The sequence below is a fragment of the Aestuariivirga sp. genome (genome assembly GCF_047602625.1).
Taxonomy (GTDB): Bacteria; Pseudomonadota; Alphaproteobacteria; order Rhizobiales; family Aestuariivirgaceae; genus Aestuariivirga.
The window spans coordinates 1,301,783-1,328,657 of record NZ_JASGGV010000002.1 but is presented as its reverse complement, the minus strand read 5'-3'; the positions used below and the strand labels follow the sequence as shown (position 1 = coordinate 1,328,657).

Below are 26,875 nucleotides of genomic sequence, written 5' to 3'. Positions count from 1 at the left end.
CATGAGTACAACACGGCGTCAGATCCTCGGGATGACGGCGAAGCTGGCGGGCGTGATGTTTGCCATGCGTCAGGGATGGGTGCCTGCCCTCGCCGATGATGCGCCGCCGTTTCTCGATACGGCGGCCGACTACAGCGAGGATTTCGTCCGCAAGCTGGCGGAAGACCTGTCCAAGAAGCCCTATCAGGACAACAAGGTCACCATGCCGCCGGGCTTCGAGAAGCTCACCTACGACCAGTACCGCGACATCCGTTTCAATCCCGACAAGTCGATCTGGAAGGGCCAGGCCCCCGGCTTCTCCTTCGACCTGTTCCATTCGGGCTTCCTCTACACCACGCCGGTCGACATTTTCGTGGTCGACGACGGCAAGCAGGCGCGCATCAAATACTGGCCGGACTTTTTCATCTTCGGCCCGCAGGCGCCGAAGACCGACGGCAAGACCGACATGCACTATTCGGGCCTCAGGCTGCGCTATCCCATCAACAGCAAGGACGTGCAGGACGAGTTCGTGGTGTTCCAGGGCGCGTCCTATTTCCGCGCCGTGCCCAAGGGGCTGCTCTACGGGCTGTCGGCGCGCGGCCTCGCCATCGATACCGGCCAGCCGACGGGCGAGGAGTTTCCGCAGTTCCGCAGCTTCTGGGTGAGAAAGCCCGATGAGGGCGCCTCCACCATCGTCGTCGAGGCGCTGCTCGACAGCCCTTCGGTGACGGGGGCCTACAAATTCTCGATCAAGCCGGGCGACGACACGCAGGTCGATGTCGAGATGACGCTTTTCCCGCGGAAGGACATCGCCCATTCCGGCATCGCGCCGATGACCAGCATGTTCCTTCTCGATTCGCTGTCGCGGCCGGTGGAGGATTTCCGCCCCGCCGTCCATGATTCGGACGGGCTGATGATGCAGACAGGTCCCGGCGAATGGCTGTGGCGGCCGCTCGCCAATCACGCCACGCTGCAGGTCTCGGCCTTCGTGGACCAGAGCCCGCGCGGCTTCGGCCTCATGCAGCGGAAGCGCGACTACCGCGATTTCCTCGATCTCGAATCGAAATATGAATTGCGCCCCAGCCTCTGGTGCGAGCCGATCGGCGACTGGGGGCAGGGCGATATCGAGCTGTTTGAAATCCCCACCCAGCTTGAATCGAACGACAACATCGTTGCCTTCTGGCACCCCAAGGATCCGCTGAAGCAGGGCGAGAGCTATAATTTCGTCTACCGCCTGCACTGGTGCGTGGACTGGCCGCTGGGCCAGCAGATGCCGGTGGCGCGCACGGTGCTGTCGAGCACCGGGGCCGATCCCGATTTCTCCGAAAGCAATGTCGAATACGACATCAACCAGCGCCGCTATGTCATCGAGTTTTCAGGCGGCGATCTTTCCGGTACACTCACCCCCGATGTGACGGCGAGTGCCGGCAAGATCGACAAGGTGCACATCGTCCAGAACGACATCGCCAAGACGATGCGGCTGTCGTTCGAGCATGACGTGAATGGCGTTGACATGGCAGAGCTGCGCGCCGTGCTGAAGCGCGGCGATGCAAAGGTAACGGAGACATGGCTGTTCCGCTGGACCAGAAGCTAGAGGCGCTGCCGCCCGAGCGGCCGCTGGCCATGCCGGTGCAGGATCTGCGCCGCTGGCCGGGCGGCCCCACCCCGTTGCAGAATCTCAAGCGCGTCACGGTGGCGCGTATCCTGGTGTTCGGCGGCTCGGCCATCATCACCGCCATCGGCACCTATGGCATGTATCAGGTGATCAGCCCCGCCAACATCACCTGGCTGCAGATGCTGTTCGCCACGCTGTTCGCGCTCACCTTCGCGTGGATTTCCTTCTCCTGCGCCAGCGCCTGCTTCGGCTTCCTGCTGCTGCTCCTCAACAAGCATTATGCGCCGAAGCTGGCGGCGCTTGCGGATACGGGCCGCACGGCGCTCCTGATGCCCGTCTATAATGAAGACCCCGAGCGCGTCTTCGCCACGCTGGAGCGCATGGGCCGGGCGCTGCAAAAGCAGGACGCCGGTCAGCACTTCGATATCTTCATCCTCAGCGATACGCGGAAGGACGATGTGGCGAAGCGCGAGGTGGCCTGCTTCGAGGCGCTGCAAAAATCCTTCGCGGGCAAGATGAAGGTCTATTACCGCCGCCGCGAGCAGAACCATCACCGCAAGGCCGGCAACATCGCCGATTTCGTCACCCGCTGGGGCGGCGGCTATGCCCACATGATCGTCCTCGATGCCGACAGCGACATGTCGGCGAATACGCTCATCACTTTGGCGCGCGCCATGGCGGCCGATCCCTCGTCCGGCATCATCCAGACGCTGCCGCTGCTCCGCAACCGCTGGACGCCCTATGCGCGCATGATGCAGTTCGCAGGCCGCGTCTATGGGCCGGTGATCGCCGCCGGGCTTTCGGCCTGGCACGGGCGGGACGGCAATTACTGGGGCCACAACGCCATCATCCGCACCGAGGCCTTCGCGGAAGCGGCGGGATTGCCTGAACTTCCGGGCCGCAAGCCCTTCGGCGGCCATATCCTCAGCCATGATTTCATCGAGGCGGCGCTGATCCGCCGCGCGGGTTATGCCGTCTACATGCTGCCCGATCTCGGCGGCTCCTATGAGGAAACGCCGCCGTCGCTCATCGATCTCGCGGCGCGTGACCGGCGCTGGGCGCAGGGCAACCTGCAGCACATGAAGATCGTCACGGCAAAAGGCCTGCACTGGGCCAGCCGCGTACATCTGATCCAGGGCATCATGTCCTATCTCGCCTCGCCGCTGTGGCTGGCGCTTTTGCTCACGGGCCTGGGCCTTGCCACGGTGGCGCGCTACACCAAGCCCAATTATTTCCCGGATGGCTTTTCGCTGTTCCCCGCATGGCCGGTGTTCGATCCCGAACTCGCGCTTCGCCTTCTCGGCGTCACCGCCTTCGTGCTCTATCTGCCGAAGGTTCTGGGCGTGATCATTGCGCTCCGCGATCCCCAGATGCGGAAAGGCTGCGGCGGCACGTTTGGCCTCATCAAGAGCTTCATCGCCGAAATCTTCCTGTCGATGGTGCTGTCGCCCATCATGATGATGATCCAGTCGCGCTTCGTGCTGGATATTTTCTCAGGCCGCGATTCCGGCTGGAATACGCAGAACCGTGACGAGCAAGCCGCGCCCTTCAAGGAACTGGCGGCCAAGCATGCCGTCCATGTGTTGTTCGGCATTGGCTTCGGCGCGCTGGCCTTCATGATCTCATGGGCCACTTTCTTCTGGTTTCTGCCGATCATGGGCGGGCTGGCGCTGGCGCCCGTCATCTCATGGGCCACGGGCCTTCCCGCCGTCGGGCGATGGTTGTGGCGCGCCAATCTGTTCCGCATCCCCGAGGAACAGGAGACAGCCGCCAACTCTCAAATCAAGGCTGAGGCGGCAGGGGCACTTCTTCAGCCTGCGGAATAAATCCCGCCCTCCCGCGTGATGCGCAGATGCGCCGCGCCGCACAGCGTTGCGAACTCTGTTTCGCTTACGGCGAGGACGGCGCAGGGCTTGCCATACAGCGTTTCCGCCACCTCGGCCCCGATGGCCAGATTGACGTCGGGCTTCACCAGAATGATGGCGGCGGGCGCGGTGCCAAGCCGGATCGCCTCCGCGATGGCGCCAGGCGCGGAGCCTGAGCCCCGGCTTTCGCGCATCAGCAAAATGGTCCCCGCCACGCATTTCCCGCGCTGGGGATGATGCACGTCGAGGATGATGCCGGTGCGCGGCTCGAAGGCGCCCCAGAAGCTCAATGGCTCATCCAGTTTCAGCACCGGGCCTTGCGCTACAGCGCCATGCAGAACTTTGGCAGCGATCATGCCGCCACCCATGAGGCGGGGTCGCGCCATACTTCTCCACGCACGGCACTTTCCGCGCACTCCTTCAGCGAGCCGAAGGCCACCTCCACGCCCAGCATGCCCGGCGCGTAATAGGCCCATTTCGCGGCATTGGTCATCACCCGGCCCTTCAGCGCCCGGATGCGCGGCGAATAATAGCTGCACACATCCACAGGCGTTTGCACGCCCGCCTTTTCGAGTGTTGTGATCAGCCCTTGTTCGGCAGCGATGGCGCGCACGGCGCGGCTCGTGGTGACGATGACGGGAAGCCCCGTTTTCACGCGCCGTCCGTCCAGCAGGCGCACCAGCGCACGGAACTCCTCCAGCCCGAAATGCGGCGTCCCCAGCGCAACGGCGTCGAGCGGGCCATCGCGTGCGGTGGAGAGATCGCGGTGGGCGCGGCGGAGATCGTCCGTATGCAGAACATGCGTCTCGCCGCCTGCGAATACGCATTCAAGTGCTGGCGCTTCCGGCGTCACGCCAAGCCCATGCCAGAGTTCAACGCCGCCCGCCGCCGCGACAGCCGAGGAGACCGCCTTCAGTCCGTACAGCGGCGTGGCCTTTGGGATGCCGGAGATCACCGGGACTCGCGTTCCGGCAATCCGCCCCGCCACATAGCCAAGCAGATGCGGAAACAGATCGTCCCCGCGCCAGTTCTCGGGAAGCGTGCCTGCATCGATGTGCAGACCGGCGCGGCGGCCCTCGTCGAGATGCAGCCCAGCATAGGGGGCCTTGCCGGTCAGCGCGCAGGCGACATCGAGATAGTCGCCATATTTGTTGGTCCGCGCGCCGACGACGGAATTGTAATAGGAGACGGCGTTGGATTCCCCCGCCGCGATGTGGTCGCCGAGCCCAGGCCCGCCGGAAAGCTGATAAGGCGCGCAGGTCCAGGTGGGCACGAAGCCCATGGCGGCATAAAGCTCCATCACCGCCCTGGCGCCCCGCACCATGCCGGGGTCGTCGCGCTCATCGCGAAGCTCCGGATTGGCCAAGCTCACCACGCCATTGTTGGTCCATGTGATCACGGCGGGCTTCGCACCATGGTCCGCCAGGTAGCGGGCGAAATCCACATGCGACTGGCCGGTGTAGAAGCAGGCATCGATATGCGCGAAGGAGACGGGAACAAGCCGCTCCGCTCCCATGATCTTCGCCGCCTTGGCGACGAGGCCCATGGCCAGTTTCAGCGCGGGGCCACGGTCTCCCGCCAGCATTCCTCTTTCATCATCGGTGAGCCCGAGGCTCACGGCTTCACCTGTTCCTGCGCCAGCCGGTTCAGCGTCACGTAATCGGTCTTGCCGGAGCCGAGCAGCGGCAGTTCGGGCCGCACGATGATGTTTTTCGGAATCATCAGCTCCGTCGCACCACCCTGCTTCAGCGCATCCGAGACCTGCTTGCGGTCCAGCCCCTCGCGGGTCGAGAACAGCACAAGCTGCTCGCCCTTCTTGGCATCGGGCACCGCCACCACGGCATGCAAGTCGTCGGGGAAGGCGCTGTGCAGCTTTCCTTCCACCGCCGAGAGCGAGATCATCTCGCCCGCCACCTTGGCGAAGCGCTTGGCGCGGCCGAGGATCGTCACATAGCCATGCTCGTCCACCTTCACGATGTCGCCGGTGTCGTACCAGCCATCGGGCGGCGGCTCGATCACGCCGGGGTTGTCGGCGCGCAGATAGCCCAGCATGATGTTGGGGCCCTTCACGAACAGGCGCCCGCCTTCCTCGATGCCCGGCACCGGATCGAGGCGGTAGTCGATCCGGTCGAAGAGACGCCCCACCGTGCCGGTCTTGTTGTGCATCGGCGTGTTGAAGGCCAGCACCGGCGAGCATTCGGTGGCGCCATAGCCTTCGAGGATGCGCAGGCCGAATTTCTCCATCCAGATGTCGCGCGTCTCGGGCTTCACGCGCTCGGCGCCCGCCACCACGAGGCGCATGTTGAAGAAATCATAGGGGTGGGCATTGCGGGCATAGCCCATCAGGAACGTATCGGTGCCGAACAGCACCGTGGCATTGGTGTCGTAGCAGAGTTCCGGCACCACCTTGTAATGGAGTGGCGAGGGATACTGGAACGAGCGCACGCCCGCGAACACAGGCAGCAGCACGCCCGCCAGAAGCCCAAAGGCATGGAACATCGGCAGCGCGTTGAACACGATGTCCTGCGCCGTGAAGGCGATGCGGGCGCCCGCCTGGTTGCGGTTGGCGTTGAGATTGCGGTGCGACAGCACCACGCCCTTCGGCACACCCTCGGAACCCGAGGTGAAGAGGATCACCGCCGGGCTGTTGGGATCGGCGGAGGCTCCGGCGCGTTTCAGCGCCGCATGCGGGAACAGGCGGGCGCGGACGCCATAGAGCTTGTCGAACAGCCCCACCGTGTCGCGCAGGTCCTCGAGATAGATGACCTTGCGGTTGCGCTGGAGAATCTCGAGGTCTTTTTCCATCTGCCCCGCCTCGATGAAGCGGCGCGAGGTGACGATGGTGGAAGCTTGCGCCGCGGTCAGCGCCGCCGCCATGTTCACAGGCCCCGTCGAGAAGTTCAGCATGGCGGGCACACGGCCCGTGGTGTGCAGGCCGAAGAAGGTCACCACCGAGGCGATGGCATTGGGCAGCAGCAGGCCGATGTTCTTTTCGCCCGGCGTCAGCCTGGCGATGCGGCGGCCCAATATGAAGCTTCCCATCAGCAGCCGGTTGTAATCGGCAGGCTTCCGCTGGATGTCCTCCATGATCGGGTGATCGCCGCCATGGGTGTGGCGCGCATCGATCAGGGCTTGCAACAGCGTCTGGTCGAAATGCGAGGTCTGGAAGACCATGTCGGTCATCACGTCATACAGCTTGTCGGCCTGGTGCTGGCGGAGTGCCGCGCCCTTCAGGCCCTCGGGCGCGTCGAATCGCACCGGTGGCAGGAAGGTGAGCGTGATCTTGGGAAACCAGCGGAGCCTGAGCTTGCCGCGCATGCGCGAGAAGGGCGAATAGATCGCTCCCTCGATGCGCACGGGAAGCACCTTGGCATCGGCCATGGCGGCGATAGCGCCCGGGCCTTCGTACACTTTCATCAGCGCGCCCGTCACGCTCAACCGCCCTTCGGGGAAGATCACCACCCGGCGGCCCTTCTTCAACTCATCCACCAGCACGCGGATCGCCATGGGATTGGTCGGATCGATGGGGATCATGTTGAAGAAATGGAAGGCGAGCCTGGCCCACCAGGCCTGCGCCACATGGGTGTTGATGGCGAAGGACGCGCGCTCGGGCAAAAAGGCTGAGAGGATGGGGCCGTCGAGATAGGAGGTGTGGTTGGCGATGATCACCGCCTTCCGCCCCGCTGCATGGAAATTCTCCTCGCCCTTCACCTCCACGCGATAGAGCAGCTTGAAAATCCATTGCGCGATGCTGGCGGCGAGTTCCTGCGGCAAAAGCCTGCAAATCAAGATCGCCGCGATGCCATTGGCGACGGCGAGCGACAGGAACATCGTCCGCTGCGAGAGATGCAGCACTTCCAGCACCAGCACCGAGAAGATGGTGGCGGCGATCATGAACAGCGCGTTCAGGATATTGTTAGCGGCGATGACGCGCGAGCGCTTGGGCGGCGAGGAGCGCTCCTGCATGATGGCGTTGAGCGGCACCGCATAAAGCCCGCCCGCGAAGGCCACGCCGAAGAGATCGACGATGGCGCGGCAGCCATGGAAGGTGGAGAAGAACGCTGAAACGCCAAGCTCCGATTGGCCCGCGAACATGGCGTCGATCGATCCCGCCGTGAAATAGAAGTCGATCAGGAACAGCGTCATCAGGATCGCCGCGATGGGCACGAATTTCGCCGACACTTCGCCCTTCAGCAGCGTGTTGGTGAGCATCGAGCCCGCACCGATGCCAATGGTGAAGGTGGCGTTGAAGATGTTGAAGACATTCTGGTCGGCATGCAGGATGTCCTTGGTGAAGACAGGAAGCTGGTTGAGGATCGCCAATCCTAAAAACCAGAACCATGATGCGCCGAGCACGGCATAGAACACATCCCAGCGTTCGCGCGCATAACCGATGATCTTGAAGGTCTGTCGCGGCACGTTCCAGTCGATCTTGCCCTTCTCGACGGAAGAGGGCGCGGGCAGCATTTTCCACGCCGCGGCATAGGCGATCACCGCCAGCACCACAATGGTGGCCGAGAGAAGCGTACGCGAAGGATAGGCCAGCACCAGCGCGCCGCCGAAGATCGTGCCGAGCAGGATCGAGGCGAAGGTGCCCATCTCGATCAGCGCATTGCCGGCCACGAGCTGGTCCGGCCTTAAATATTGCGGCAGGATTCCATATTTCACCGGCCCGAAGAAGGCGGCGAGCGAACCGGCGAGGAACAGCACCAGAAGATCGAGCCAGGCATTGTCGAGCCAAAGTGCTGCGGCGCCGAAGAGCATCACGGCCAGTTCCGCCAGCTTCACGCGCCTTGCGACGAGCGCCTTGTCGGCCAAGTCGGCCAGTTGCCCGCTGATCGCCGAAAACAGCAGATAGGGCAGCACGAAGAGCGCGGCGCCCGCCTGCACGAAGAGGGTGGCATTCCAGCCCTGGCGCTGCGCCATGTCATAGACGATCAGCACGGCGATGCCGTTGCGGAGCGCATTGTCGTTGAAGGCGCCGATCGCCTGCGTCACGAAGAGCGGCAGGAATTTGCGGGTCTTGAGAAGGGCCAGCTGGGTTTCTTCGGTCATGTGGTCCTCGAAAGCTGCCCGCCCCTTATGTCAGAGCAGGCAGATTCGTTCAAAATGCGAGGGAAGACCTTACCAGCCGCAAAGTTTCCAGATGATTGCCGCTGAGATGCCTTGCCCCGGCCTTCCCCAGCCTCTCGCGGCGGGCAGGGTCAAGCGCGAAGCCGATGAAGTGCACGCCATTGGAAAGGCCAGCCTCCACGTCGTTCAGATTGTCGCCGATATAGACGATGCGGTCCTTGGGGAGCCTTGAGGCCGCAATGGCCTTGGCCACCGTCTCGCGCTTGTGGCCGGAGCCTTCAGCGCCGAAGGCCAGTGCCGAAACAGGCTCCCACAGGTCCAGTGCCGTCAGCCGCTGCTCGGCGGCGCGCCGGAAATTGGCTGTCGCGATGCCCAGCCTGAAGCCGTCCAGCGCCGTCAGCAAGTCCCGCGCGCCGGGAATTTCAACCGGCCTTGTGGTTGCGGCCAGCACGTCCAGATAGTCCCGTGCAATCGCTTCCGCCTCACCAGCGGGAAGCCCGTGACGGTCCAGAATTTCCGCGACGATCTTCTCGTCATTGCGGATCTTGTAGGAGTCCCAGTCGCGCGACAGGCCCTGAAGCCCATAGCGGCGCTGGAAGGGCACGAAAAAGGCGTCTTCCTCCTCCGCCGTCAGCTCCAGCAGCACGCCATCGACATCGAAGATGATGGCTCCGTCAGCCATTCACCATCCGGGGCGTCATTTCGATCAGCGTCGGCCCCTCGGCCTTGAGCGCGGCCTCGATGGCAAGCGTCAGCGCCTTCAATGATCCCGGCTTTTCGGCGTGGCAGCCATAGGCTTTGGCCAGCATCTGGAAATCCGGGTTCATCAGCGTCACATTGTTGGGCTGGATGCCCGCATGCGCCATGCTGTCGTGGATGGCCCCTAGCCTCTCATTGTTCCACACGAAGACGATCACCGGCAGCCTGTGCTCCACCGCCGTGCCCAATTCGTTCAGCGTGTACTGGATGCCATAGTCGCCATGCAGCACCGCCACCGGCGTCTTGCCCGCGCCGAATTTCGCGCCGATCCCGGCGGGAAGGCCAAAGCCCAGCGTGCCGAAGCCCACGGGATGAATCCAGGTGTGGGGATGGGAGACCGGAAAATCCTCATTCCCCGCATAGGCGATCTGCGTCATGTCGGAGGCGATGATGGTTTCGGGCGGCAGGCTCCCACGGATCACGCCCAGCACCTTCGCCAGCATGGCGCGCGCCGGGTCGGAGGTATCGACTGCAATCTGCGCGGCAGGGCTTGGCGCACCGCGCTTCGCAATCTGCGGGTTCAAGGCGTCGAGCGCTTCCTTTGCATCACCCAGAATGGCGATCTCGGCGATGTGCGGGCGGGCGAGCGAGGAGGGATCGATGTCGATGCGGATCAGGTTCTTCTCGATCACCACCTCGGTGTTCCAGAAATCCGTTTCCGCCATTTCGGAGCCCACGCAGAGAATGGCATCGCTCGCCTGCAATCGCTCCATGGCGGCGGGCTGGGCCAGCCGGTAACCGAGGCACAGCGGATGGTCTGCCGGCACCGCGCCCTTGCCGGCCACAGTGGTGAGAATGGGGGCGTTGAGTTTCTCGGCGATCTCCAGCGCCGCCTTTCCGGCGTCCAGCGCGCCGCCGCCCAGCACGATGATGGGCTGCTTGGCGGCGTTCAATCGCTTGGCCGCCGCGGCGAGCTGCTGAGGATCGGCCAGCGGCTTCTTCGGCAGGGCGCGGGCCGTCCAGCCTTCGCCCGCCGCTTCCTTCAGAATGTCGAGCGGCACTTCAATATAAGCGGGCCGTGGCCGCTGGCTGGCGAAATTGGCGAAGGCGCGGGCAATGGCATCGCGCACGTCCTTGGGCGTATAGGCGCGCATGTGCAGCGCCGTCACCGTGGCGGCAGCGCCCCGCTGGTCCAGCATCTCGTGCAGGCGGCCGCGCCCTTGCGCTGAATCCTTCACGTCGAGTGCTGTGGCGATCACCAGCACCGGGCTTGAGTCAGACCACGCCTGCCCGATGGGGGTGAGGATATTGAGAACGCCGGGGCCGGTGATGGTGAAGCACACGCCGGGCTTGCCGGTGGCTCTTGCATAGCCATCGGCCATGAAGCCCGCGCCCTGTTCGTGGCGCACCAGCACATGCTTTATTTTCGAGCGCGGCAGGGCGCGGTACATCTCGATATTGTGGACGCCGGGAATGCCGAAAATCGTATCGACGCCATAATCCTCGAGAAGCCCGACGAGGGCCTCGCCGGTTGAAAGTTCTGCGCGTTTCGCCATGTCATGCGGCCTGTGTTGTGGAAGCGGGCGGGTTCACGGCGTGGCATGCCACAAGGCTTGGGCCATGGGCAAGCAGCGCCGGATTGAGGCCTACACAGGTGTCAAACGCAATGGGGCAGCGGGGATGGAAGGTGCAGCCCGTGGGCGGCTTCAGCGGTGAGGGCAGTTCGCCCTTCAGCACGATGCGCTGGCGCTTTTTCGCGGGGTCGGGCTGCGGCGTGGCGGAGAGCAGCGCCTGCGTATAGGGATGCTGCGGGTTGGCGAATACCGCTTCGCGCGGGCCTTTCTCGACGACGCGGCCCAGATACATCACCATCACCTCATTGGCGATGTGCTTCACCACCGAGAGATCATGGCTGATGAACAGATAGGCGAGGTTGTGCCTGTCCTGAATGTCGGCGAGGAGATTCAGCACCTGCGCCTGGATCGACACGTCGAGCGCCGAGACGGGTTCATCAAGCACCAGGATCGCCGGGTCGAGCATCAGCGCCCTTGCAATGGCGATCCTCTGGCGCTGGCCACCGGAAAACATGTGCGGGTAGCGGTCATAATGTTCAGGCCTCAGGCCCACGCTCGCCATCATGGCGCGGGCTTTTTCGGTGCGCTCGGCTTTCGATGCTTTGGTATTCACGAGCAGCGGCTCTTCCAGAATATGGCCGATCTTCTGGCGCGGATTCAGCGAGCCATAAGGATTCTGGAACACGATCTGCACCGTGGGGCGCAGCTCTTTCAACGTGGCGGGGGACGCGCCCGCCACCTCCTTGCCCTCGATCACCAGCGAACCGGATGTCGGCGGCTCGATCATGGTCACGAGGCGGGCCAGGGTAGATTTGCCGCAGCCCGATTCCCCAACGACGGCCAGCGTCTTCCCACGCGCCAGCGTGAAGCTCGCGCCGTCCAGCGCCTTGAGGGTCGCAGGCGGCGCGAAGGCCCCGCGCGAGACGCTGTAATAGCGGGTGAGGTTTTGCGCGTTGAGCACCGTGGTCATGCTGCCTTCTCCACGCCGGGGTGGCCCTCGGGCTTGCCGTTGACGAGCGGATAGTGACAGAGCGTGCCCTTGACGCGGATCGGCACAGCATTGCGGCACAGTTCCGTCGCATAGACGCAGCGGGGCGCGAAGAGGCAGCCCTTCGGCCTGTCGAACTGCCCCGGCACGACGCCGGGAATGGAGGGCAGCCTGCGGCCTGTGGCGCGTTCGGGCAGGGCCGAGAGAAGGGCTGCCGTATAGGGATGGTGCGGATCGCGGAAAAGGTCCGCCACCTTCTGCTCCTCCACCTTCTGCCCCGCATATTGCACGCTCACGCGCTCCGCCGTTTCAGCGACGACGCCCATCGAGTGTGTGATGAGCACGAGGCCCATGCCGGTGTCCTTCTGCAGCTTGACGAGGAGTTCGAGAATCTGCGCCTGGATGGTGACATCGAGCGCGGTGGTCGGTTCATCGGCAATCAGCAGCTTGGGATTGCAGGCAATCGCCATGGCGATCATCACGCGCTGGTTCATGCCGCCCGACATCTGGTGCGGAAAGGAAGAGAGCCGCTGCTCGGCGGCGGGAATGCCCACGGCCTTGAGCAACTCCACGGCGCGTGCCTTGCGCCCCGCCTTGTCGAGGTCGAGATGCGCCTTCAGCGCTTCCGTGAGTTGAAAGCCCACGGTGAAGCAGGGGTTGAGGCTCGTCGCCGGCTCCTGGAAGATCATCGCAATGTCCTTGCCGATGATCTGGCGGCGCTCCTTCGCGGTCAGCTCCAGCATGTTGCGGCCGTCGAAGACCATGCGGTCCGCCGTCACCTTGGCCGTCCACGGCAGAAGCCCCATCACGGCCAGCATCGACACGGACTTTCCCGACCCCGACTCGCCGACGATCGCCAGCACTTCGCCCCTGTCGACGGAGAGCGACACGCCATCCACGGCGCGGAACCAGCCGGAGGAGGTCTTGAATTCAACCGTGAGGTTCTGGATGTCGAGAAGGGGCATTGTCAGCTTCTCCTCAGGCGGGGATCGAGCGCGTCGCGGAGGCCGTCGCCCATCAGGTTGATGGCGAGGACGGTGATGAGGATGGCGATGCCGGGCAGCGCCACCACCCAGGGATTTGACGACATGAGATCGCGGCTGTCGGCCAGCATGGAGCCCCATTCGGGCGTCGGCGGCTGAGCACCCAAGCCCAAAAAGCCCAGCCCCGCTGCTTCGAGGATGGCGTCGGAAACGCCGAGCGCGGCCTGCACGATGAGCGGGGCCAGGCAATTGGGCAGCACGGTCGAGGTCATCAAGCGCCAGCGGCCAACCCCTGCGACTTTTGCCGCCGTCACATAATCCTTGGTCAGTTCGGTCATCGCCGAGGCGCGCACGAGGCGCACATAGCGCGGCAGGCCGACGATGGTGACGGCGACGATGGTGTTGGTGAGGTTGGGGCCGATCACCGCGATGATGAGGATGGCCAGCACCAGCGAGGGGATCGCCATGATCAAATCCATCACGCGGATGATCACCACATCCACGAGGCCGCCGAACCATGCGGCAGCGAGGCCCAATGCGATGCCGAACACCATCGACACCGCCATGACGGCGAGGCCGATGAACAGCGACACGCGGCCGCCATACATGAGCCTGCTCAGCGTATCGCGGCCCACTGCGTCGGTGCCGAGGAGGAAGCGCGGGTCAGCGCCGTTCAGCCAGATGGGCGGCAGCTTGGTGAAGCCCTTGTATTGCTCGAAGGGATCATGCGGCGCGAAGACCCCGGCGAAGATCGCGAAGAACACGATGATCGCCACCACGGCGAGGCCGATCACCGCGCCGCGGTTTTCGCGGAAGGCCAGCCAGAAGGCGCGGAACGGCCCCGGGGGTGCGGGAACGGCGGTCACCGCCGTTGCATCAGTGGCCATGGCGGATCCTCGGATTGATGAGGCCATAGAGGAGGTCGATCACCAGATTGACGAGGATCACCAGCACCGAGATCAGCATGATGCCGCCCTGCAGTGCCGGGTAATCGCGGCGGCTGATCGAAATCGACCAGCCATTTGCCAACGCCTGGCCAGGAGAAGATGTTTTCGGTCAGCACCGCGCCCGCCAGCAATCCGCCCACCTGCAGGCCGATCACTGTCACCACCGGGATCAGCGCATTGCGGAGCGCGTGGACGCCGACGATGCGCCGCCACGGCAGGCCCTTTGCTTTTGCCGTGCGCACATAATCTTCTTCCAGCACCTCCAGCATCGCCGAGCGCGTCATGCGCGCCACCACGGCGAGCGGCACGGTGCCCAGCACGATGGTGGGCAGGATCAGGTGCCGCACGGCATCGAGGAACGCGCCCTTCTGGCTCGACAGCAGCGAGTCGATCAGCATGAAGCCGGTGACGCTCGGATAATAATATTTCACGAGATCGATGCGGCCCGAGACAGGGGTGAGATGCAGGGTGTTGGACATCAGCAGGATCAGCATCAGGCCCCACCAGAAGATCGGCATGGAATAGCCGGTGAGCGCCAGCCCCATCAGCGCCTGGTCGTAAAAGCTGCCGCGCTTCGCCGCCGCGACAACACCGGCGGGAATGCCGAATACCACCGCGAAGATCATGGCGCAGATCGAAAGCTCGAGCGTCGCCGGAAACAGCGTGAAGAACTCATGCAGCACCGGCGCCTTGGTGCTGATCGACACGCCGAAATCGCCGTGCAGCAGGCCCCACACATAATCGGCGAACTGTTTCCATATCGGCTGGTCGAGGCCCATCTGGTGGCGCAGTTCCGCCAGCCGCTCGGGGCTGATGCCGCGCTCGCCCATGCGCACTTCGATGGGATCACCCGGCACGAGGCGGATGAGCATGAAGGTCACGAACATCAGGGCAAAGATCGTCGGCAGGGTCAGCGCCAGACGCTTGAGGAAGAAACGGAGCATCGCCAATCCTTAGCGGCAGGCTGGGGAGAGGTCAAAAGCGGGTCTCAAATAGAAGCGGGGACCGGCATCCACCGGTCCCCGTCCGTTCATGCCTTGTCAGGCAATCATTCCGCCACGTCGACGTTCTGGAACTCGTGCGAGCCGAGCGGGCTCACCTTGTATCCCGTCACTTCCTTGCGGATCGGCTCGAACACCGTCGAATGGGCGATGTTGAGCTGCGGCTGCTCGGCGGCGATGATCTGCTGCGCATCCATGTAGAGCTTGGTGCGCTCGGCCGTGTCGGCGCTTTCCGCCGCCTTGGCGATATCTTCCTGGAACTTGGCGTTGCACCACTTCGGAATGTTGTTGGAGTTGGGCTTGCCCTCCTTGTTGCAGCCGAAGAGGATGGCGAAGAAGTTGTCGGGATCGCCATTGTCGCCGGTCCAGCCGAGGAAGCCCATCTGGTGCTCGCCCGCCTGCATGCGCTTCCTGTACTCGCCCCACTCGTAGGACACGAGCTTGGCGTGGATGCCCACCTTCTCGAGGTCGGCCTGCACCATTTCGCCCATGCGCTTGGCGTTGGGGTTATAGGGGCGCTGCACCGGCATCCACCAGAGATCGGTGTCGAGCGAAGTAATGCCCGCCGCCTTCAGCATCTCCTTGGCCTTCTCGGGATTGTATTCCACATCCTTCACCGAGTCGTCGTAAGACCACATGACCGGCGGGATGGGGTTCTTGGCCTTCTGGCCGGCTCCCTGATAGACTTCCTTCAGGATGGCATCGCGGTCGATCGCCATGGCGATGGCCTGGCGCACTTCCAGCTTGTCGAAGGGCGGCTTCTCGTTGTTGAAGGCGAGATAGCCGATGTTGAGGCCCGCCTGCGAGAGCAGGTTGATGTCGGGGTTGGTCTTCATCTCGGCGAGGTCGGCCGGGTTCGGGGCGATCATCACCTGGCATTCATTGGCCTTGAGCTTCGCATAGCGGGCGGTCGCGTCGGGGGTGATGGCGAATACGAGGTCATCCACCTTGGGCTTGGGGCCCCAGTAATCGGGATTGGCCTTGAAGCGGATCACCGCGTCCTTCTGATAGTCCACGAACACGAAGGGGCCGGTGCCCACCGGCACCTGGTCAAACTGTTCGGGCGTGCCCTTCTTCATCAGGTAATCGGCATATTCGGCCGATTCGATCGAGGCGAAATCCATGGCAAGGTTGGCGAGCATCGGCGAGTTCGGAACCTTGAGCTTCATCACCACCGTGTAGTCGTCGGTCTTGGTGAGGGAGTCGATCAGGTCCGGCATGCCCATGTCGTTGTAATAATCATAGGCACCGCCCGAAACCTTGGCATAGGGATGATCGGCCTTGCCCTGGCGCTCGAAAGACCACAGCACGTCATCGGCGTTGAAATCGCGGGTGGGGGTGAAGCCGTTCACGCCGGAATGGAACTTGACGCCCTTGCGCAGATGGAAGGTCAGCGTCTTGCCGCCGTCGGTCACGTCATAGCTTTCGGCGAGGCCGGGCTGCACCTGGGTGGTGCCGGGGGTGAATTCGACGAGCTTGTTGAACACCGGGCGCGCCGCGTCGAAGCTGGTGCCGGTGGTGTTGATGGCGGGGGTGAAGTTCTCGGGCGAGCCTTCGGAGCAATAGACCAGCGTCTTGGCATTGGCCGCTCCCGCCGCCAGCACCGTCGAGGCCAGCAATGCGGCGCCGAGAAGTTTTCGGAATTTCATTTTTGAGTCTCCCTGACATTTTTTGGACGCCCCGCCGGGGCGTTGGATCAAGCTAAGCACACTTTTTCCGGATGATCAAAATTTGCGCGAAACCCGCCCATGAATGCCCGGTGAACGGGAAATTCCGCTGCAGTTCAGGCTCTGGGCGCAAAGGTGGCATCACAACGGAAACATCTGGAGAGGAGAACGCCACCATGAACATCATCGCCAAGCTCGCCCTGTCAGCCGGACTTCTGGCCGCCGCCTGTTCCGCTGCCGAGGCAAAAGTCAACAATCAGAACGCCCCCACCGCCGCCGTGCTCAAGGCCTGCGACAACACGCCGGGCTGCGACTATCACCTGACCCAAGACGGCGCCATCGTGGGCTGCAGCAAGCACGCCTGCTTCAACTGCGGGCGCAGTGGCTGCGTCGGCATCACCGACATCGTCACGCAGCCCAAGGGCGACCGCCCGAAAGTCATCAGCGTGTCAGGCGCAGCCATCAAACAGCCGGTCCATCTGATGAAGCCCGGCAGCGTGAAGGTGATCATCCCCAACCACGTCACGCTGCATTGAAGCGGACGCTTAATTCTCAACACGTCACTCCCGCGCAGGCGGGAACGACGGGATGTTTGACGTTTTAACCCCTCACGCCGCCTCGGGCCTTGGCAGCAGCGTGAAGTGTCTTTCAATCGCCTCAGCCGCCGCCTCCGCGGCCCGCGTGGCGCGGTGGCGTTTCGCTGAGGCCAGCACCACGCGTTGCGGCGGCAGGGCATCGGCGATGGGCTTCACCATCAGCCGCTTGCCGTCATAGGCGGCATCGATGCGGGGCCTGGTGTGCGACAGCGCCACGCCCATGCCATTGGCCACGAAGCTCCGCTGCAATTCAAAACTTCCGGCCCTGAGGATGCGCTGCGGCTCCACGCCATGGCCATGCAGCAGGCCCAGCACATAATTGGCCGACGCCGGCTGGTCGAGCAGCACCAGGCATTGGCTTTTCAACTCCTTCAGCCGCACCGCCCTGGCGCGGGCCAGCGCATGGCGCGGGTGCATGAGGATGAAGGGCTGCAACTCATAGAGCGTTGCCGCCGCAAACCCAGTGTCCAGCCCCACATCATAAGTGATGGCAAGGTCGGCGCTGCCGTCCTTCAGCCCCGCCAGCATGCCGTCCAGCGTATCCTCGCGATAGGTAATGCGCAGAGATGGCAGGTCCTTCTCCAGCCGCGTGAGCAGGGCTGGCAAATAATAGGGGGCCAGCGCCTCGTAGATGGCCAGCGTCACCTCGCCCGCCACCGGGCGCTCCGCCTTGCCAAAGCCAGAGATGCCCGCCGCCTCCTTCAGCAAATTGCGGATTTCCGGAAACAGCGCGCGGCCAAAGCCCGTCAGCCCCACGCCCTGCCCATGCTGGCGGGTGAACAGCGGCGTGCCGTAATGGCTTTCCAGCGCCGCGATGGCGGCGGAAATCGCCGGCTGCGAGACGTTCAGCCGCCGCGCCGCCGCCGTCACGTTGCCTGCCTCCGCTGCCGCCAGCCCATAGTGAAGCTGGCGCAGGGACAGCGGCGGCAATCCGATTTTCTGATGACCGGCATCCATCATTATTATTTTACGTGATGCACCGGGGATGGCAAGATGCGCCCATACACCGGAGGACATCCCATGAGCGCACCCATCCTGCCTGCCGAAACCATTGAAGCCTTCCGCCGCGATGGCGCTTGCGTGCTGCGCGGCTATTTCAAGCCGTGGATCGAGACGTTGCGGGCCGGCGTGGCGCGCAACCTCGCGGAGCCTTCGGCGGACGTCAAAATCTATCAGGGCAAGGATGGCGCCGGCCGGTTCGTGGGCGACTATTGCAACTGGGACCGCATCCCCGAATACAGGGATTTCATCTTCAACTCCGATGCTGCGGCGATCGGCCAGCAGCTCATGGGGACGAAGACCGTGCGCCTCTTCCACGAGCATGTGCTGGTGAAGGAGCCGGGCGCGGACGTTCCCACCCCCTGGCATCAGGACCAGCCCTATTATTGCGTCGATGGCAATGAAACCGTGTCCTTATGGATTCCGCTTGATGCGGTGCCGCGCGAGCGTACGCTGGAATTCGTGGGCGGCTCGCACACGTCAGGCAAATATTACCGTCCCGAGCGGTTCAACAAGCAGGCCCTCAACGAGAATGATGGCCTGGAGCCCGTGCCCGACATCAACGGCAACCGCAGCGCCTTCAACATCCTCGGCTGGGCGCTGGAGCCGGGCGATGCGGTGGCCTTCAACTACCTCACGCTGCACGGCGCGCCCGCCAACAAGTCAGCGACCGAACAGCGCCGCGCCTTCTCGCTGCGCCTGATGGGCGACAATGTGCGCTACGCGCGGCGCGAAGGCATCAACACCTCGCCCCCCTTCCGCGGTGTAACCCTCCCCCACGGCTCCGTGATGGACGCGCCGGAATTCCCGCTTCTGGCGGGGTAAATAAATCTTACTTACATGTCTTCCCTCCGCGCGAGCGGGGGGAAGAAGGGGACCCATCGCGCAAGCGATGGGGGAGAAGAGGGGCACCCGGTCTCTTTGTGAGAACATCCGTTCGCCCCTCTCCTATCCCATCGCGTTGCGATGGGCCCCTTTCCTCTCCCCGCTGCCGCGTGGCGAGGACGCCATCCGTCTGTCATCCCGGCGGATGCCGGGACCCAGACTTTCAACCGGCACGCCGCTGCTCAAGGCTGGGCACCGGCTTTCGCCGGTGTGACAGGTGAAAGGGGTGTCCGATCCTTCTCCCTCTCCGCATTGCGGGGAGGACCGGGTTGGGGCGGGGGGAGTGAAAAGAAAGAAACGATCATCCCGAATGTCTTCCCCTGCGAAGCGGGGGAAGAAGGGACCCGCTGCGGAGCAGCGGGGAGATGAGGGCCTTTCGCTGCCGGCGTCCGCCCCTCACCTCCCCGTCGCTGCGCGACGGGTCCGTCCCGGCCGCTGCGCGGCGCTCGCAAGGGCTCGCCCTCTCCCGCCCTGCGGGAGAGGGCGACGTCAGAAATTGACAGAGTCAATTTGGGGCGCGTGATTTTGGCAACTTAAATGCAACCGGCACCTACTCAAAAACCACCCCGCGCCACGCGTTTTCACGCCGAAATGCATCAAAAACCGTGTGCTTTCAGGCCTAGGAAATGTTTCACATGAAACATCGTGGGCGAAAAATTTGGCACCACTCCGCCGCGAATTTTCGCGCCCGGAACCCTATCCCTTGAACCGCTCCGGGGCGATTTCCGCCAGCACCAGGCCCTCGGCCATGATGTCGGCGGGCGGGGCTTCCTTCCGCACCAGCGCGGCGGCGAGGCGGGAGAGGGCGGGCGAGGTCTGGATGCCATAGCCGCCCTGGCCGATCAGCCAGAACAGGCCCTCGACGCTCCGGTCGTAGCCCACCACCGGGTTGCCGTCCGGCGCGAAGGAGCGAAGGCCGCCCCAGGTGTGCTCGACGCGCGTCACCTCGATGCCGGTCGCCTGCTGGAAGCGTTCGATCCCCTCGGCCAGCGTCATGTCATCGGCGAAGGCGTCATGCGGCTCGACCGGCGTCGCATCGGCGGGCGACACCAGAAGCCGCCCCGATTGCGGCTTGCAATACCAGGTCTCGCCAATGTCGCCGATCATCGGCCAGCCGCCGGCATCGATCCCTGCGGGCGGCGGAATGACGGCGATGGAGCGCCGCTTGGGCTGCAGGCCGATGGGCCTGGCGCCTGCCAGTTCAGCCACCCGGTCGCCCCAGGCGCCCGACGCGTTGACGATGATCTGGGCCTTGAACTCGTCCGGCCCCGCCGTCACGCGGAAGCGCTTGCCCTCGCGCGCGATGGCCGTCACCTGATGGTCGCAGGCGACAAGGCTGCCGTTGGTCTTGATCTGGCGCAGGAAGGATTGATGCACGAGGTCGACGTCGATGTCGGCGGTGCTCGGATCGAGAACGGCGCGGGTCGCGTAACCCTCGACCAGCAGCGGGAATTTCGCCTTGGCCTCGGCCATCGAAATCTCGCGCATGCCCTGCTGCGCCTTCATCAAGTCGTCGAAAGCCTTCTGCTGATGGGCGGGCATCAGGAACATCGTCTCGCGCGGGGTCAGCGCGTTGAGCGCGTCGAACTGCGTGCGCGCCGCGCGGGTGAGCGCACGGATCGAGGCCGGGCCATAGTTCGGCTCATAGGTGGCGGCGGAGCGCCCTGTGGTGTGATAGCCGGGGCGGGATTCCATTTCGGCCACCACGACTTTGTGGGTTGCGGAGAGGTGAGCCGCCACCGAAGCGCCCGCAATGCCGGCGCCGATGACGATGATGTCGAAGTCCTGCTGCATGATGGCTCCTGATAGGAGGCTCCCGCCCCTTGCACAAGCGGGCCATCATCGGCCAATCTCATGGGCGTCATGACACACACGCATTTGCCCTTCCCCCTCGCCGAATATGAGCGCCGCATCGCTAAAACGCGCGCCGCCATGCAATCCCGCAACCTTGACGTGATCCTCGTTTCGGATCCCTCCAACATGGCCTGGCTCACCGGCTATGACGGCTGGTCCTTCTATGTGCATCAAGGGGTGATGCTGGGGCTTGAGGGGGAGCCCGTATGGTGGGGGCGCGGCATGGATGCGCAGGGTGCCAAGCGCACCGTGTTCATGAAGCCAGAGAATATCGTGGGCTACGACGACACTTACGTTCAGAACCCGGCCAAGCACCCGATGGAACAGTTGAGCGCCGAGATCGCGGCGCGCGGCTGGGACAAGGCGCGGATCGGCGTCGAAATGGACAATTACTGGTTTTCCGCCGCCGCCAACGAGACGCTGCGCGCAAGGCTGAAGGACGCGTCCTTCGCCGATGCAACGGGCCTCGTCAACTGGCAGCGCATCGTCAAGAGCGATCACGAGGTGGAGTTCATCCGCCGCGCCGCCAAGATCGCCGATGCCATGCATGCGAAGGTGATCGAACTGGTGGAGCCGGGCCTCCCCAAGAATGTGCTGATCGCCGAAATCCAGAAGCAGGCGGTATTGGGAGCGGGCGGCCATTGGGGCGATTATTGCGCCTTCGTGCCGATGACGCCGTCTGGCCTCGACGCCACGGCCCCGCATCTCACCTGGGATGACCGGCCCTTCAACAGCAATGAAGGCACCTTCTTCGAATTGGGCGGCTGTTACCGCCGCTATCACGCGCCGCTGTCGCGCACCGTCTATCTCGGCAAGCCGCCGCAGAAGTTCCTCGAGGCTGAAAAAGCGGTTTCAGAGGCCACTGAAGCGGGGCTCGCCGCCTGCACGCCCGGCACCACCTGCGGTGAGGTGGCCGACGCCTTCTTCGGCACCCTGCAAAAGCGCGGATTCACCAAGGATTCACGCGCCGGCTATTCGATCGGCCTCTCCTATCCGCCCGATTGGGGCGAGCGCACGCTGTCGATCCGGCGCGGCGACAAGACGGTGCTCGAGCCCAACATGACGCTCCATTTCATGCCCGCACTCTGGCTCGACGACGGCGGTCTCGAACTGTCGGAAACCATCCTCATCACGCACAAGGGCGCGGAATGCCTGTGCCAGACGCCCAGGAAGCTGGTGATTAAGGCTTAGGCTTGCTCAGGCGTCGTCGCGGGCCAGCCCGAGGATGCCGCAGAGGACGCGGTTGGGAACGGGGAGAAGCGCCAGACCATTGTCATCGAGCGCGGTGCCGAGTTCCGCCGCGCAGGCAAAGAGGTTTTCCTCTTCCTCCGGCAGCCCCAGCGCCGTGGCGGCGGTGGAGAAACATTGCCGGTCGCCGTCCCGTGCGCTCGCCACCATGGCCATCAGGCAGCATTCATCGCGGCAGATGCGGCGGCAATTGACGGGATAGGTCTGGAAGGGCCGCTGGGCATTGGCGCGGAGGCCCCGCACCAGGCGGGCGAGGCAGAACAGCGGCGCTCCCGCCGCGCGCGGGCCCAGTTCGCGCGTGAAGGCATCGTGGGCGTTTTCCCAGCAATCGACACATCCCGTTTCATAGCCGCCCGCCCATTGGCGCATGCCGTCCAGCAGCAGCTTTTCAGGGCGGCGGGAGAGATAGTCCGCAATGGCAGTGGAGGCGTGAACCGAGGCCATGATGTTCTCCGGGTGATTCATGGGCCGGGGCGGCGAATGCGCGCCGCCCCTTATATTCAGGCGTTCCGCTGTTTGCGGCGGCGGGCGAGGACGCCCAGCCCCACGAGGCCGGAGGCCAGCAGGGGCAGCGCCCCCGGAACCGGAACCGGCGAAACCTCGGGCGCGTCATAGAATGACACGTTGCGCGGGCGGTCGGGGTAGGTGCCCTGATCCAGGCGGTCGAGCACGAAGCTCCATTCGCCGGCGCCGAAGAAGGTGCCATCGCCGTCGAGATCGAGCAGGCGGATGATCCAATCACCGTTCGCGCCGGAGGCGTTGGAGGTGATCAGCACTTCGCCCGTCTCCTGGTTCACCGACAGGCCAAAGCCGGCGAGGAAGGTGTAACCCGCGCCGAGCAGCGTCGTGCTCCATGCCTGGACGACCTCCGACGCCTGATCGATGATGCCGTTGCCGTTCAGATCGTGCAGCGAATAGACCGCCGACACGCCGGAAGACGCCAGCCACTGCCACGTCAGCAACCCGCCCTTGTAGGTATCCATGGCGAAATCGAAATTGGCGCCAAAAGCCTGCCCTTCGGTGGCGAAGGCCGTTACTTCACCGGCGCCAATCACATTGTCGCCGTTGGCGTCGACGGCGCGGTAAATCACATCCGGCGTGGTGCCTGCCGTATCCATAATGTAGGCGGTGTCGCCGTCGAAGCGGATTTCAAACGGCGAGGAGGCGCTGTTGAGGCCGGTGAGCGACAGCCATTTGGTGGCTTCGCCCTCGTCATTGGCGTCACCATCGCCGTTGAGATCGACGGTGCGATAGACCCAGTCACCCGTGGGGCTTCCCGTAGTGTCGGCTTCAACGATATAGACCGCGCCATCAGGCCCTTCGGCGATGCCGTTCGGCGTGTTCAGCTTGAAGCCTTCGGCATTGTCGCTGCCCGAGAACCAGACATGCGCTTCATCGGCATCATTGGCATCGCCATCGGCATTGTTGTCACTCAGCCGGTAGACGCTGTCGGTATTGCCCTCGCCAATCAAAATGGTCTTGTTGGTTTTGGATTGGGAAAGAGAAAATACGTTGCCGGAAGCGCCTGTCAGGCCGCTCAGATTTCCGGAATCAAAGAAGGATGTCGTTTCGCCGGCATCGTTCATGTCACCGTCGCCATTGCGGTCGACGGACAGCACGATCTGGTTCGTGGCCTGATCCGAGAAGAGAAATGTCGAGGACACCGTCGCGGCGCTGGCCGAGGAGGTGAAGGCGGCCGATGCCAGCACTGTGCCCGACAGCAGGCTCCATCGCAGGATATTCATGTTGCACTCCGTTCTTGCTTTTCCCTGTGTGAAAAGTGGAGTGGCTGAGGGGGTAGGCGACCCGGGCTTGGCTCACCGCCAGAACTGAAGTTCAGGCAGCGTATCTTGAAAACCGCAGGGCGCTTTTCAAGTTCTTCAAAAGACTGAAGATTTCAATAGTCCGACTAATTCACTCGGATATATTGCCAATTTTTAACAAATCGTCAACACTTTCTCCATGAGCGTTTGGAGCGTCAGCCATGCCTGCCGCAAAAATGGCGTTAGGCGCGTTTGCCGGGTCATGTAGAGTGTGCGCCGTTCCGCACAATCAGCCCGAGTTGCAGCATGGCTCCTTTCAACCAACCCGTATCCGGACTTGTAACGCCCCGCTTTGGTGGCATCGCGACCTTCATGCGGCTGCCGCATGTGCCGCTGGAACAGGCCAAGGATGTTGACATCGGAATTGTCGGCATCCCATGGGACGGCGGCACGACGAACCGGCCTGGCCCCCGCCACGGACCCCGCCAGATGCGCGATCAATCATCCATGGTCCGCCGCATGCACCAGACCATGCACATCGTTCCCTATGATCTGGCGAATGTGGCCGATCTCGGCGATTGCCCCGTCAATCCTGCGAATGTGGATGATGGAGTCACGCGTGTCGAAACCTATTTCAAGACTCTGGTGGGCAAGGGCATCCGGCCGCTTTCAGCAGGCGGTGACCATCTCTGTTCGTTGCCGGTGCTGCGCGCTGTCGGCGAAAAGCGCCCGGTTGGCATGATCCACTTCGATGCCCACACCGACCTCTATGACGGCTATTTCGGCGGCTTCAAATATACCCATGGAACGCCCTTCAAGCGCGCCATCGAAGAGGGTGCGCTGGATCCCAAGCGTACCATCCAGATTGGTTTGCGCGGATCAATGTATGATCTCGAAGATTTCAAATATGGAGAGAAGATGGGCGTACGCCTCGTCCGGATCGAGGAGGCGATGGAGAAAGGCCCCAAGGCCATCATGGCGGAGGCGCGCAAGATCGTCGGCGATGGCCCGGTTTATGTGAGCTTCGACATCGACATGCTCGACCCTGTCTATGCGCCGGGCACCGGCACACCGGAGATCGGCGGGTTCACGACCTTCCAGGCGCAACAGATGCTGCGGGAACTGCGAGGCCTGAACATCGTGGGGGCCGATGTCGTTGAGGTGTCGCCGCCGTTCGATCCGTCGGGCATGACGGCTTATGCTGGCGTGGTCATGATGTTTGAAATTCTCTGCTCGATGGCCGAGGACGTCGCGAAGAAACGGAAATAGCGTGGGAAACGCCGGCACATCATCCTGGCTGATCTGGGCGCTGCTGTCAGCGATTTTCGCGGCATTGACGGCCATTTTCGCCAAGGTGGGCGTTTCTGGAATCAATTCAGATTTTGCCACCTTCATCCGCACGCTGGTGGTGGTGGGGGTTTTGGCGGTGATCGTGACCGCGACGTCGCAGTGGCAGCCTTTCTCTGAGATCAGCGGCAAGACCTGGGTTTTCCTCGCGCTTTCGGGGCTGGGAACAGGCGCTTCGTGGCTCTGCTATTTCAGGGCGCTGAAGATCGGTGAAGCCTCACGCGTGGCGCCAATCGACAAGCTGAGCGTAGTCTTCGTGGCGATCTTCGGATTATTGTTCCTCGGCGAGAAACTGAACAGCGCCAATTGGGCGGGCGTTGTTTTGATGGCGGCCGGGCTTATTCTCATCGCGTGGCGCTGAACACCACAATCTCAATCTCGGTGGGATTGAAATTGTTGCAAGGGTTGAGAATTTGCGGGCAATTGGAAACGATGGCCAGCACGTCCATCTCGGCGCGGATGTCGACATGATCGCCACCGCGCGATGAACCAAGGGCAATCGCTGCATCACCCGCTGCTCCAACCGGCACGGTCATGAACCAGTTCACATTCGGCACGATGTCACGCCAGCCGAGGCCATGCGGCGCCAAAGCCTTGAGAAAATTCTCCCGGCATCCTTCATTCGCAACGCCGTAGAGCAAGCGGTTCGAGGGCGCGGAGCAACATCCCCCAATGGTGTCATGGCCGCCGAAGCTGTCGTCCACGATGGTGAAAAGAGGATTGGCGCGGTCGGAATAGAGAACATCGCCGGTTGTCAGCAGTATATGCCCGGCTTTCTTGATCGTGTTCGGTGCATGATAGCGCTCTTCCGGGTCGCTGGCATTATAGCACAGGAAATCCACCGCCTGCTGACCCTGAGTATCGATAATGCGCAGGGTTTCGCCTTTGTGGATCACGCGACTCCACGGCGCGCGGGCGGCAATGGTTTCGCGATACAGTTCAGGCAAGGGGTATCTCGAACAGCCTGCCCCACTGCGGCAGCTTGTCGTTGATACCGGCAAGGCGGAGCGCGTGCCATGCCATGGCGTGATTGGACGATGTGACGGGCAGGTCGATCTCCGCCTCGATTTCACGTGCGGCTTCAGCCAGACGCACCGAGGTGCAGGAGACGAACACGGCATCGACGGGTGCATGCGAGAGAATCGTGCTGATGCTTTTCTTGATCGAGGCCGGTGTGATGGCTGCAACGATGCCATCATCCTGCTCGTTGAAAGACCCGAAGACCGGAACCACGAAGCCACGGGCGCGGATATAGTCCGCCACGATACGGTTCACATCGGCGCGGTAGGGGGTGAGCACGCCGATGCGCTTTGCTTTCAGGGCACGGAAAGCGGCAAAGGCAGCGGTGATCGGCGTCGTGCATTTCGCATCGGGCCTCACGCTCCGGATGCGCTCGAACACCTGTTCTTCCCCAATCGCCATCGAGGCGGAGGTGCAGCCATAGGCCACGACATCCAGTTGCGAACCGGGAAGAATCACATCGGTGGCCGAGGCGATACGCGGCTCCATAGCGCGAAGTGTTTCGGGGGTGATCTGCGCGTCGTTGAGGATGCGGCTTTCATATAGCGCAACACCCTTGAGCGGCGTGACGATCTGACGCCATTCATGCTCGATCGTGTAGTCGGTCGCGAGGACAATGAGGCCCAGCCGGGCGCGCGCGGCAATGCCTCCATCTGTGTCGAATGGAAGATGCTCGATCAGGATCATGTCCGTTTCGGGTTTCACATTGCGGACGGCTTCATTCATGGGGCGCAGCTCCGGTTTGCCCCACGGTATCAGAGAAGCGGCGGGA

Annotated in this window: 22 protein-coding genes and 1 pseudogene; 7 read left to right on the top strand and 16 right to left on the bottom strand. The window is 63.3% G+C overall.

Features of this window, described 5'->3' with window-relative positions:
• The first annotated feature begins 1 nt into the window (after position 1).
• A complete protein-coding gene (locus QM694_RS11485) occupies positions 2-1,573 on the top strand; it encodes a glucan biosynthesis protein (protein ID WP_415007068.1) in 1,572 nt (523 codons plus the stop codon).
• The gene (gene mdoH / locus QM694_RS11480) at positions 1,546-3,420 is read left to right on the top strand and encodes a glucans biosynthesis glucosyltransferase MdoH (RefSeq protein WP_415007067.1); all 1,875 of its coding nucleotides are present in this window, start codon (positions 1,546-1,548) and stop codon (positions 3,418-3,420) included. The genes QM694_RS11485 and mdoH overlap by 28 nt, the downstream gene beginning before the upstream one ends.
• Here the strand turns inward: mdoH and QM694_RS11475 are convergent.
• The 10 genes and pseudogenes from QM694_RS11475 to QM694_RS11430 form a co-directional block, all read right to left on the bottom strand.
• Positions 3,405-3,845: an aconitase X swivel domain-containing protein gene (locus QM694_RS11475; protein ID WP_415007066.1), complete on the bottom strand. Its 441-nt coding sequence runs from the start codon at positions 3,843-3,845 to the stop codon at positions 3,405-3,407. The two genes, mdoH and QM694_RS11475, sit on opposite strands and share 16 nt — an antisense overlap.
• On the bottom strand, positions 3,812-5,077 hold the full coding sequence (locus QM694_RS11470; RefSeq protein ID WP_415007065.1) for an aconitase X: 1,266 nt from the start codon (positions 5,075-5,077) through the stop codon (positions 3,812-3,814). The genes QM694_RS11475 and QM694_RS11470 overlap by 34 nt, the downstream gene beginning before the upstream one ends.
• Positions 5,074-8,514, bottom strand: a complete 3,441-nt coding sequence (locus tag QM694_RS11465; RefSeq protein ID WP_415007064.1) for an acyl-[ACP]--phospholipid O-acyltransferase — start codon at positions 8,512-8,514, stop codon at positions 5,074-5,076. The genes QM694_RS11470 and QM694_RS11465 overlap by 4 nt, the downstream gene beginning before the upstream one ends.
• A 49-nt stretch (positions 8,515-8,563) precedes the next feature.
• Entirely contained in the window at positions 8,564-9,214 is a 651-nt protein-coding gene (locus QM694_RS11460) for an HAD family hydrolase (RefSeq protein WP_415007063.1), read from the bottom strand.
• Positions 9,207-10,787, bottom strand: a complete 1,581-nt coding sequence (locus QM694_RS11455; RefSeq protein ID WP_415007062.1) for a 5-guanidino-2-oxopentanoate decarboxylase — start codon at positions 10,785-10,787, stop codon at positions 9,207-9,209. Before QM694_RS11455 ends, QM694_RS11460 begins: the two co-directional genes overlap by 8 nt.
• A 1-nt stretch (position 10,788) precedes the next feature.
• A complete protein-coding gene (locus QM694_RS11450) occupies positions 10,789-11,775 on the bottom strand; it encodes a peptide ABC transporter ATP-binding protein (protein ID WP_415007061.1) in 987 nt (328 codons plus the stop codon).
• Positions 11,772-12,758: an ABC transporter ATP-binding protein gene (locus tag QM694_RS11445; RefSeq protein WP_415007060.1), complete on the bottom strand. Its 987-nt coding sequence runs from the start codon at positions 12,756-12,758 to the stop codon at positions 11,772-11,774. Before QM694_RS11445 ends, QM694_RS11450 begins: the two co-directional genes overlap by 4 nt.
• 2 nt (positions 12,759-12,760) lie before the next feature.
• A complete protein-coding gene (locus QM694_RS11440; protein WP_415007059.1) occupies positions 12,761-13,663 on the bottom strand; it encodes an ABC transporter permease subunit in 903 nt (300 codons plus the stop codon).
• Positions 13,653-14,667: pseudogene (locus tag QM694_RS11435) on the bottom strand (ABC transporter permease subunit). Before QM694_RS11435 ends, QM694_RS11440 begins: the two are co-directional and overlap by 11 nt.
• Positions 14,668-14,771: 104 nt before the next feature.
• Positions 14,772-16,373: an ABC transporter substrate-binding protein gene (locus tag QM694_RS11430; RefSeq protein ID WP_415007058.1), complete on the bottom strand. Its 1,602-nt coding sequence runs from the start codon at positions 16,371-16,373 to the stop codon at positions 14,772-14,774.
• A 194-nt stretch (positions 16,374-16,567) separates the two neighbouring features.
• Between QM694_RS11430 and QM694_RS11425 the strand changes: the two genes are divergently transcribed.
• A complete protein-coding gene (locus QM694_RS11425) occupies positions 16,568-16,927 on the top strand; it encodes a hypothetical protein (RefSeq protein WP_415007057.1) in 360 nt (119 codons plus the stop codon).
• A gap of 72 nt (positions 16,928-16,999) precedes the next feature.
• On the opposite strand, the gene QM694_RS11420 is transcribed toward QM694_RS11425, so the two are convergent.
• Positions 17,000-17,917 (bottom strand): LysR family transcriptional regulator, encoded by a 918-nt coding sequence (locus QM694_RS11420; protein WP_415007056.1) that lies wholly within the window; start codon positions 17,915-17,917, stop codon positions 17,000-17,002.
• 90 nt (positions 17,918-18,007) lie between these two features.
• Between QM694_RS11420 and QM694_RS11415 the strand changes: the two genes are divergently transcribed.
• Complete coding sequence (locus tag QM694_RS11415; RefSeq protein ID WP_415007055.1) at positions 18,008-18,811, top strand: phytanoyl-CoA dioxygenase family protein; 804 nt, start codon at positions 18,008-18,010, stop codon at positions 18,809-18,811.
• A gap of 756 nt (positions 18,812-19,567) precedes the next feature.
• Here QM694_RS11415 and QM694_RS11410 read toward each other — a convergent pair.
• Positions 19,568-20,665, bottom strand: a complete 1,098-nt coding sequence (locus QM694_RS11410) for an NAD(P)/FAD-dependent oxidoreductase (protein WP_415007054.1) — start codon at positions 20,663-20,665, stop codon at positions 19,568-19,570.
• A gap of 69 nt (positions 20,666-20,734) precedes the next feature.
• On the opposite strand from QM694_RS11410, the gene QM694_RS11405 reads away from it, so the two are divergent.
• Positions 20,735-21,916 (top strand): M24 family metallopeptidase, encoded by a 1,182-nt coding sequence (locus QM694_RS11405; protein WP_415008615.1) that lies wholly within the window; start codon positions 20,735-20,737, stop codon positions 21,914-21,916.
• A 6-nt stretch (positions 21,917-21,922) separates the two neighbouring features.
• Here the strand turns inward: QM694_RS11405 and QM694_RS11400 are convergent, their stop codons facing one another.
• Positions 21,923-22,417, bottom strand: a complete 495-nt coding sequence (locus tag QM694_RS11400; protein WP_415007053.1) for a hypothetical protein — start codon at positions 22,415-22,417, stop codon at positions 21,923-21,925.
• A gap of 56 nt (positions 22,418-22,473) precedes the next feature.
• Positions 22,474-23,718, bottom strand: a complete 1,245-nt coding sequence (locus QM694_RS11395) for a VPLPA-CTERM sorting domain-containing protein (RefSeq protein WP_415007052.1) — start codon at positions 23,716-23,718, stop codon at positions 22,474-22,476.
• A gap of 324 nt (positions 23,719-24,042) precedes the next feature.
• Between QM694_RS11395 and speB the strand changes: the two genes are divergently transcribed.
• Positions 24,043-25,005 carry an agmatinase gene (gene speB, locus QM694_RS11390; RefSeq protein WP_415007051.1) on the top strand — a complete coding sequence of 321 codons (963 nt, stop codon included), beginning with the start codon at positions 24,043-24,045 and terminating at the stop codon, positions 25,003-25,005.
• 1 nt (position 25,006) lies between these two features.
• Positions 25,007-25,444 (top strand): EamA family transporter, encoded by a 438-nt coding sequence (locus tag QM694_RS11385; protein WP_415007050.1) that lies wholly within the window; start codon positions 25,007-25,009, stop codon positions 25,442-25,444.
• Here the strand turns inward: QM694_RS11385 and QM694_RS11380 are convergent.
• Together QM694_RS11380 and QM694_RS11375 are read right to left on the bottom strand one after the other, a co-directional pair.
• Positions 25,428-26,030 (bottom strand): DUF1989 domain-containing protein, encoded by a 603-nt coding sequence (locus QM694_RS11380; RefSeq protein WP_415007049.1) that lies wholly within the window; start codon positions 26,028-26,030, stop codon positions 25,428-25,430. The genes QM694_RS11385 and QM694_RS11380 overlap by 17 nt on opposite strands.
• Complete coding sequence (locus tag QM694_RS11375) at positions 26,023-26,829, bottom strand: Asp/Glu racemase (protein WP_415007048.1); 807 nt, start codon at positions 26,827-26,829, stop codon at positions 26,023-26,025. Before QM694_RS11375 ends, QM694_RS11380 begins: the two co-directional genes overlap by 8 nt.
• Positions 26,830-26,875 lie beyond the last annotated feature (46 nt).

Bases quoted from the DNA above. Each gene is read 5' to 3' on its own strand.
- speB (WP_415007051.1), top strand. From the start codon at position 24,043: ATGGCTCCTTTCAACCAACCCGTATCCGGACTTGTAACGCCCCGCTTT.
- QM694_RS11475 (WP_415007066.1), bottom strand. From the start codon at position 3,845: ATGGCGCGACCCCGCCTCATGGGTGGCGGCATGATCGCTGCCAAAGTT.
- QM694_RS11430 (WP_415007058.1), bottom strand. From the start codon at position 16,373: ATGAAATTCCGAAAACTTCTCGGCGCCGCATTGCTGGCCTCGACGGTG.
- QM694_RS11415 (WP_415007055.1), top strand. From the start codon at position 18,008: ATGAGCGCACCCATCCTGCCTGCCGAAACCATTGAAGCCTTCCGCCGC.
- QM694_RS11450 (WP_415007061.1), bottom strand. From the start codon at position 11,775: ATGACCACGGTGCTCAACGCGCAAAACCTCACCCGCTATTACAGCGTC.
- QM694_RS11485 (WP_415007068.1), top strand. From the start codon at position 2: ATGAGTACAACACGGCGTCAGATCCTCGGGATGACGGCGAAGCTGGCG.
- QM694_RS11455 (WP_415007062.1), bottom strand. From the start codon at position 10,787: ATGGCGAAACGCGCAGAACTTTCAACCGGCGAGGCCCTCGTCGGGCTT.
- QM694_RS11425 (WP_415007057.1), top strand. From the start codon at position 16,568: ATGAACATCATCGCCAAGCTCGCCCTGTCAGCCGGACTTCTGGCCGCC.
- mdoH (WP_415007067.1), top strand. From the start codon at position 1,546: ATGGCTGTTCCGCTGGACCAGAAGCTAGAGGCGCTGCCGCCCGAGCGG.
- QM694_RS11440 (WP_415007059.1), bottom strand. From the start codon at position 13,663: ATGGCCACTGATGCAACGGCGGTGACCGCCGTTCCCGCACCCCCGGGG.
- QM694_RS11445 (WP_415007060.1), bottom strand. From the start codon at position 12,758: ATGCCCCTTCTCGACATCCAGAACCTCACGGTTGAATTCAAGACCTCC.
- QM694_RS11465 (WP_415007064.1), bottom strand. From the start codon at position 8,514: ATGACCGAAGAAACCCAGCTGGCCCTTCTCAAGACCCGCAAATTCCTG.
- QM694_RS11395 (WP_415007052.1), bottom strand. From the start codon at position 23,718: ATGAATATCCTGCGATGGAGCCTGCTGTCGGGCACAGTGCTGGCATCG.
- QM694_RS11410 (WP_415007054.1), bottom strand. From the start codon at position 20,665: ATGCAGCAGGACTTCGACATCATCGTCATCGGCGCCGGCATTGCGGGC.
- QM694_RS11400 (WP_415007053.1), bottom strand. From the start codon at position 22,417: ATGGCCTCGGTTCACGCCTCCACTGCCATTGCGGACTATCTCTCCCGC.
- QM694_RS11460 (WP_415007063.1), bottom strand. From the start codon at position 9,214: ATGGCTGACGGAGCCATCATCTTCGATGTCGATGGCGTGCTGCTGGAG.
- QM694_RS11375 (WP_415007048.1), bottom strand. From the start codon at position 26,829: ATGAATGAAGCCGTCCGCAATGTGAAACCCGAAACGGACATGATCCTG.
- QM694_RS11405 (WP_415008615.1), top strand. From the start codon at position 20,735: ATGACACACACGCATTTGCCCTTCCCCCTCGCCGAATATGAGCGCCGC.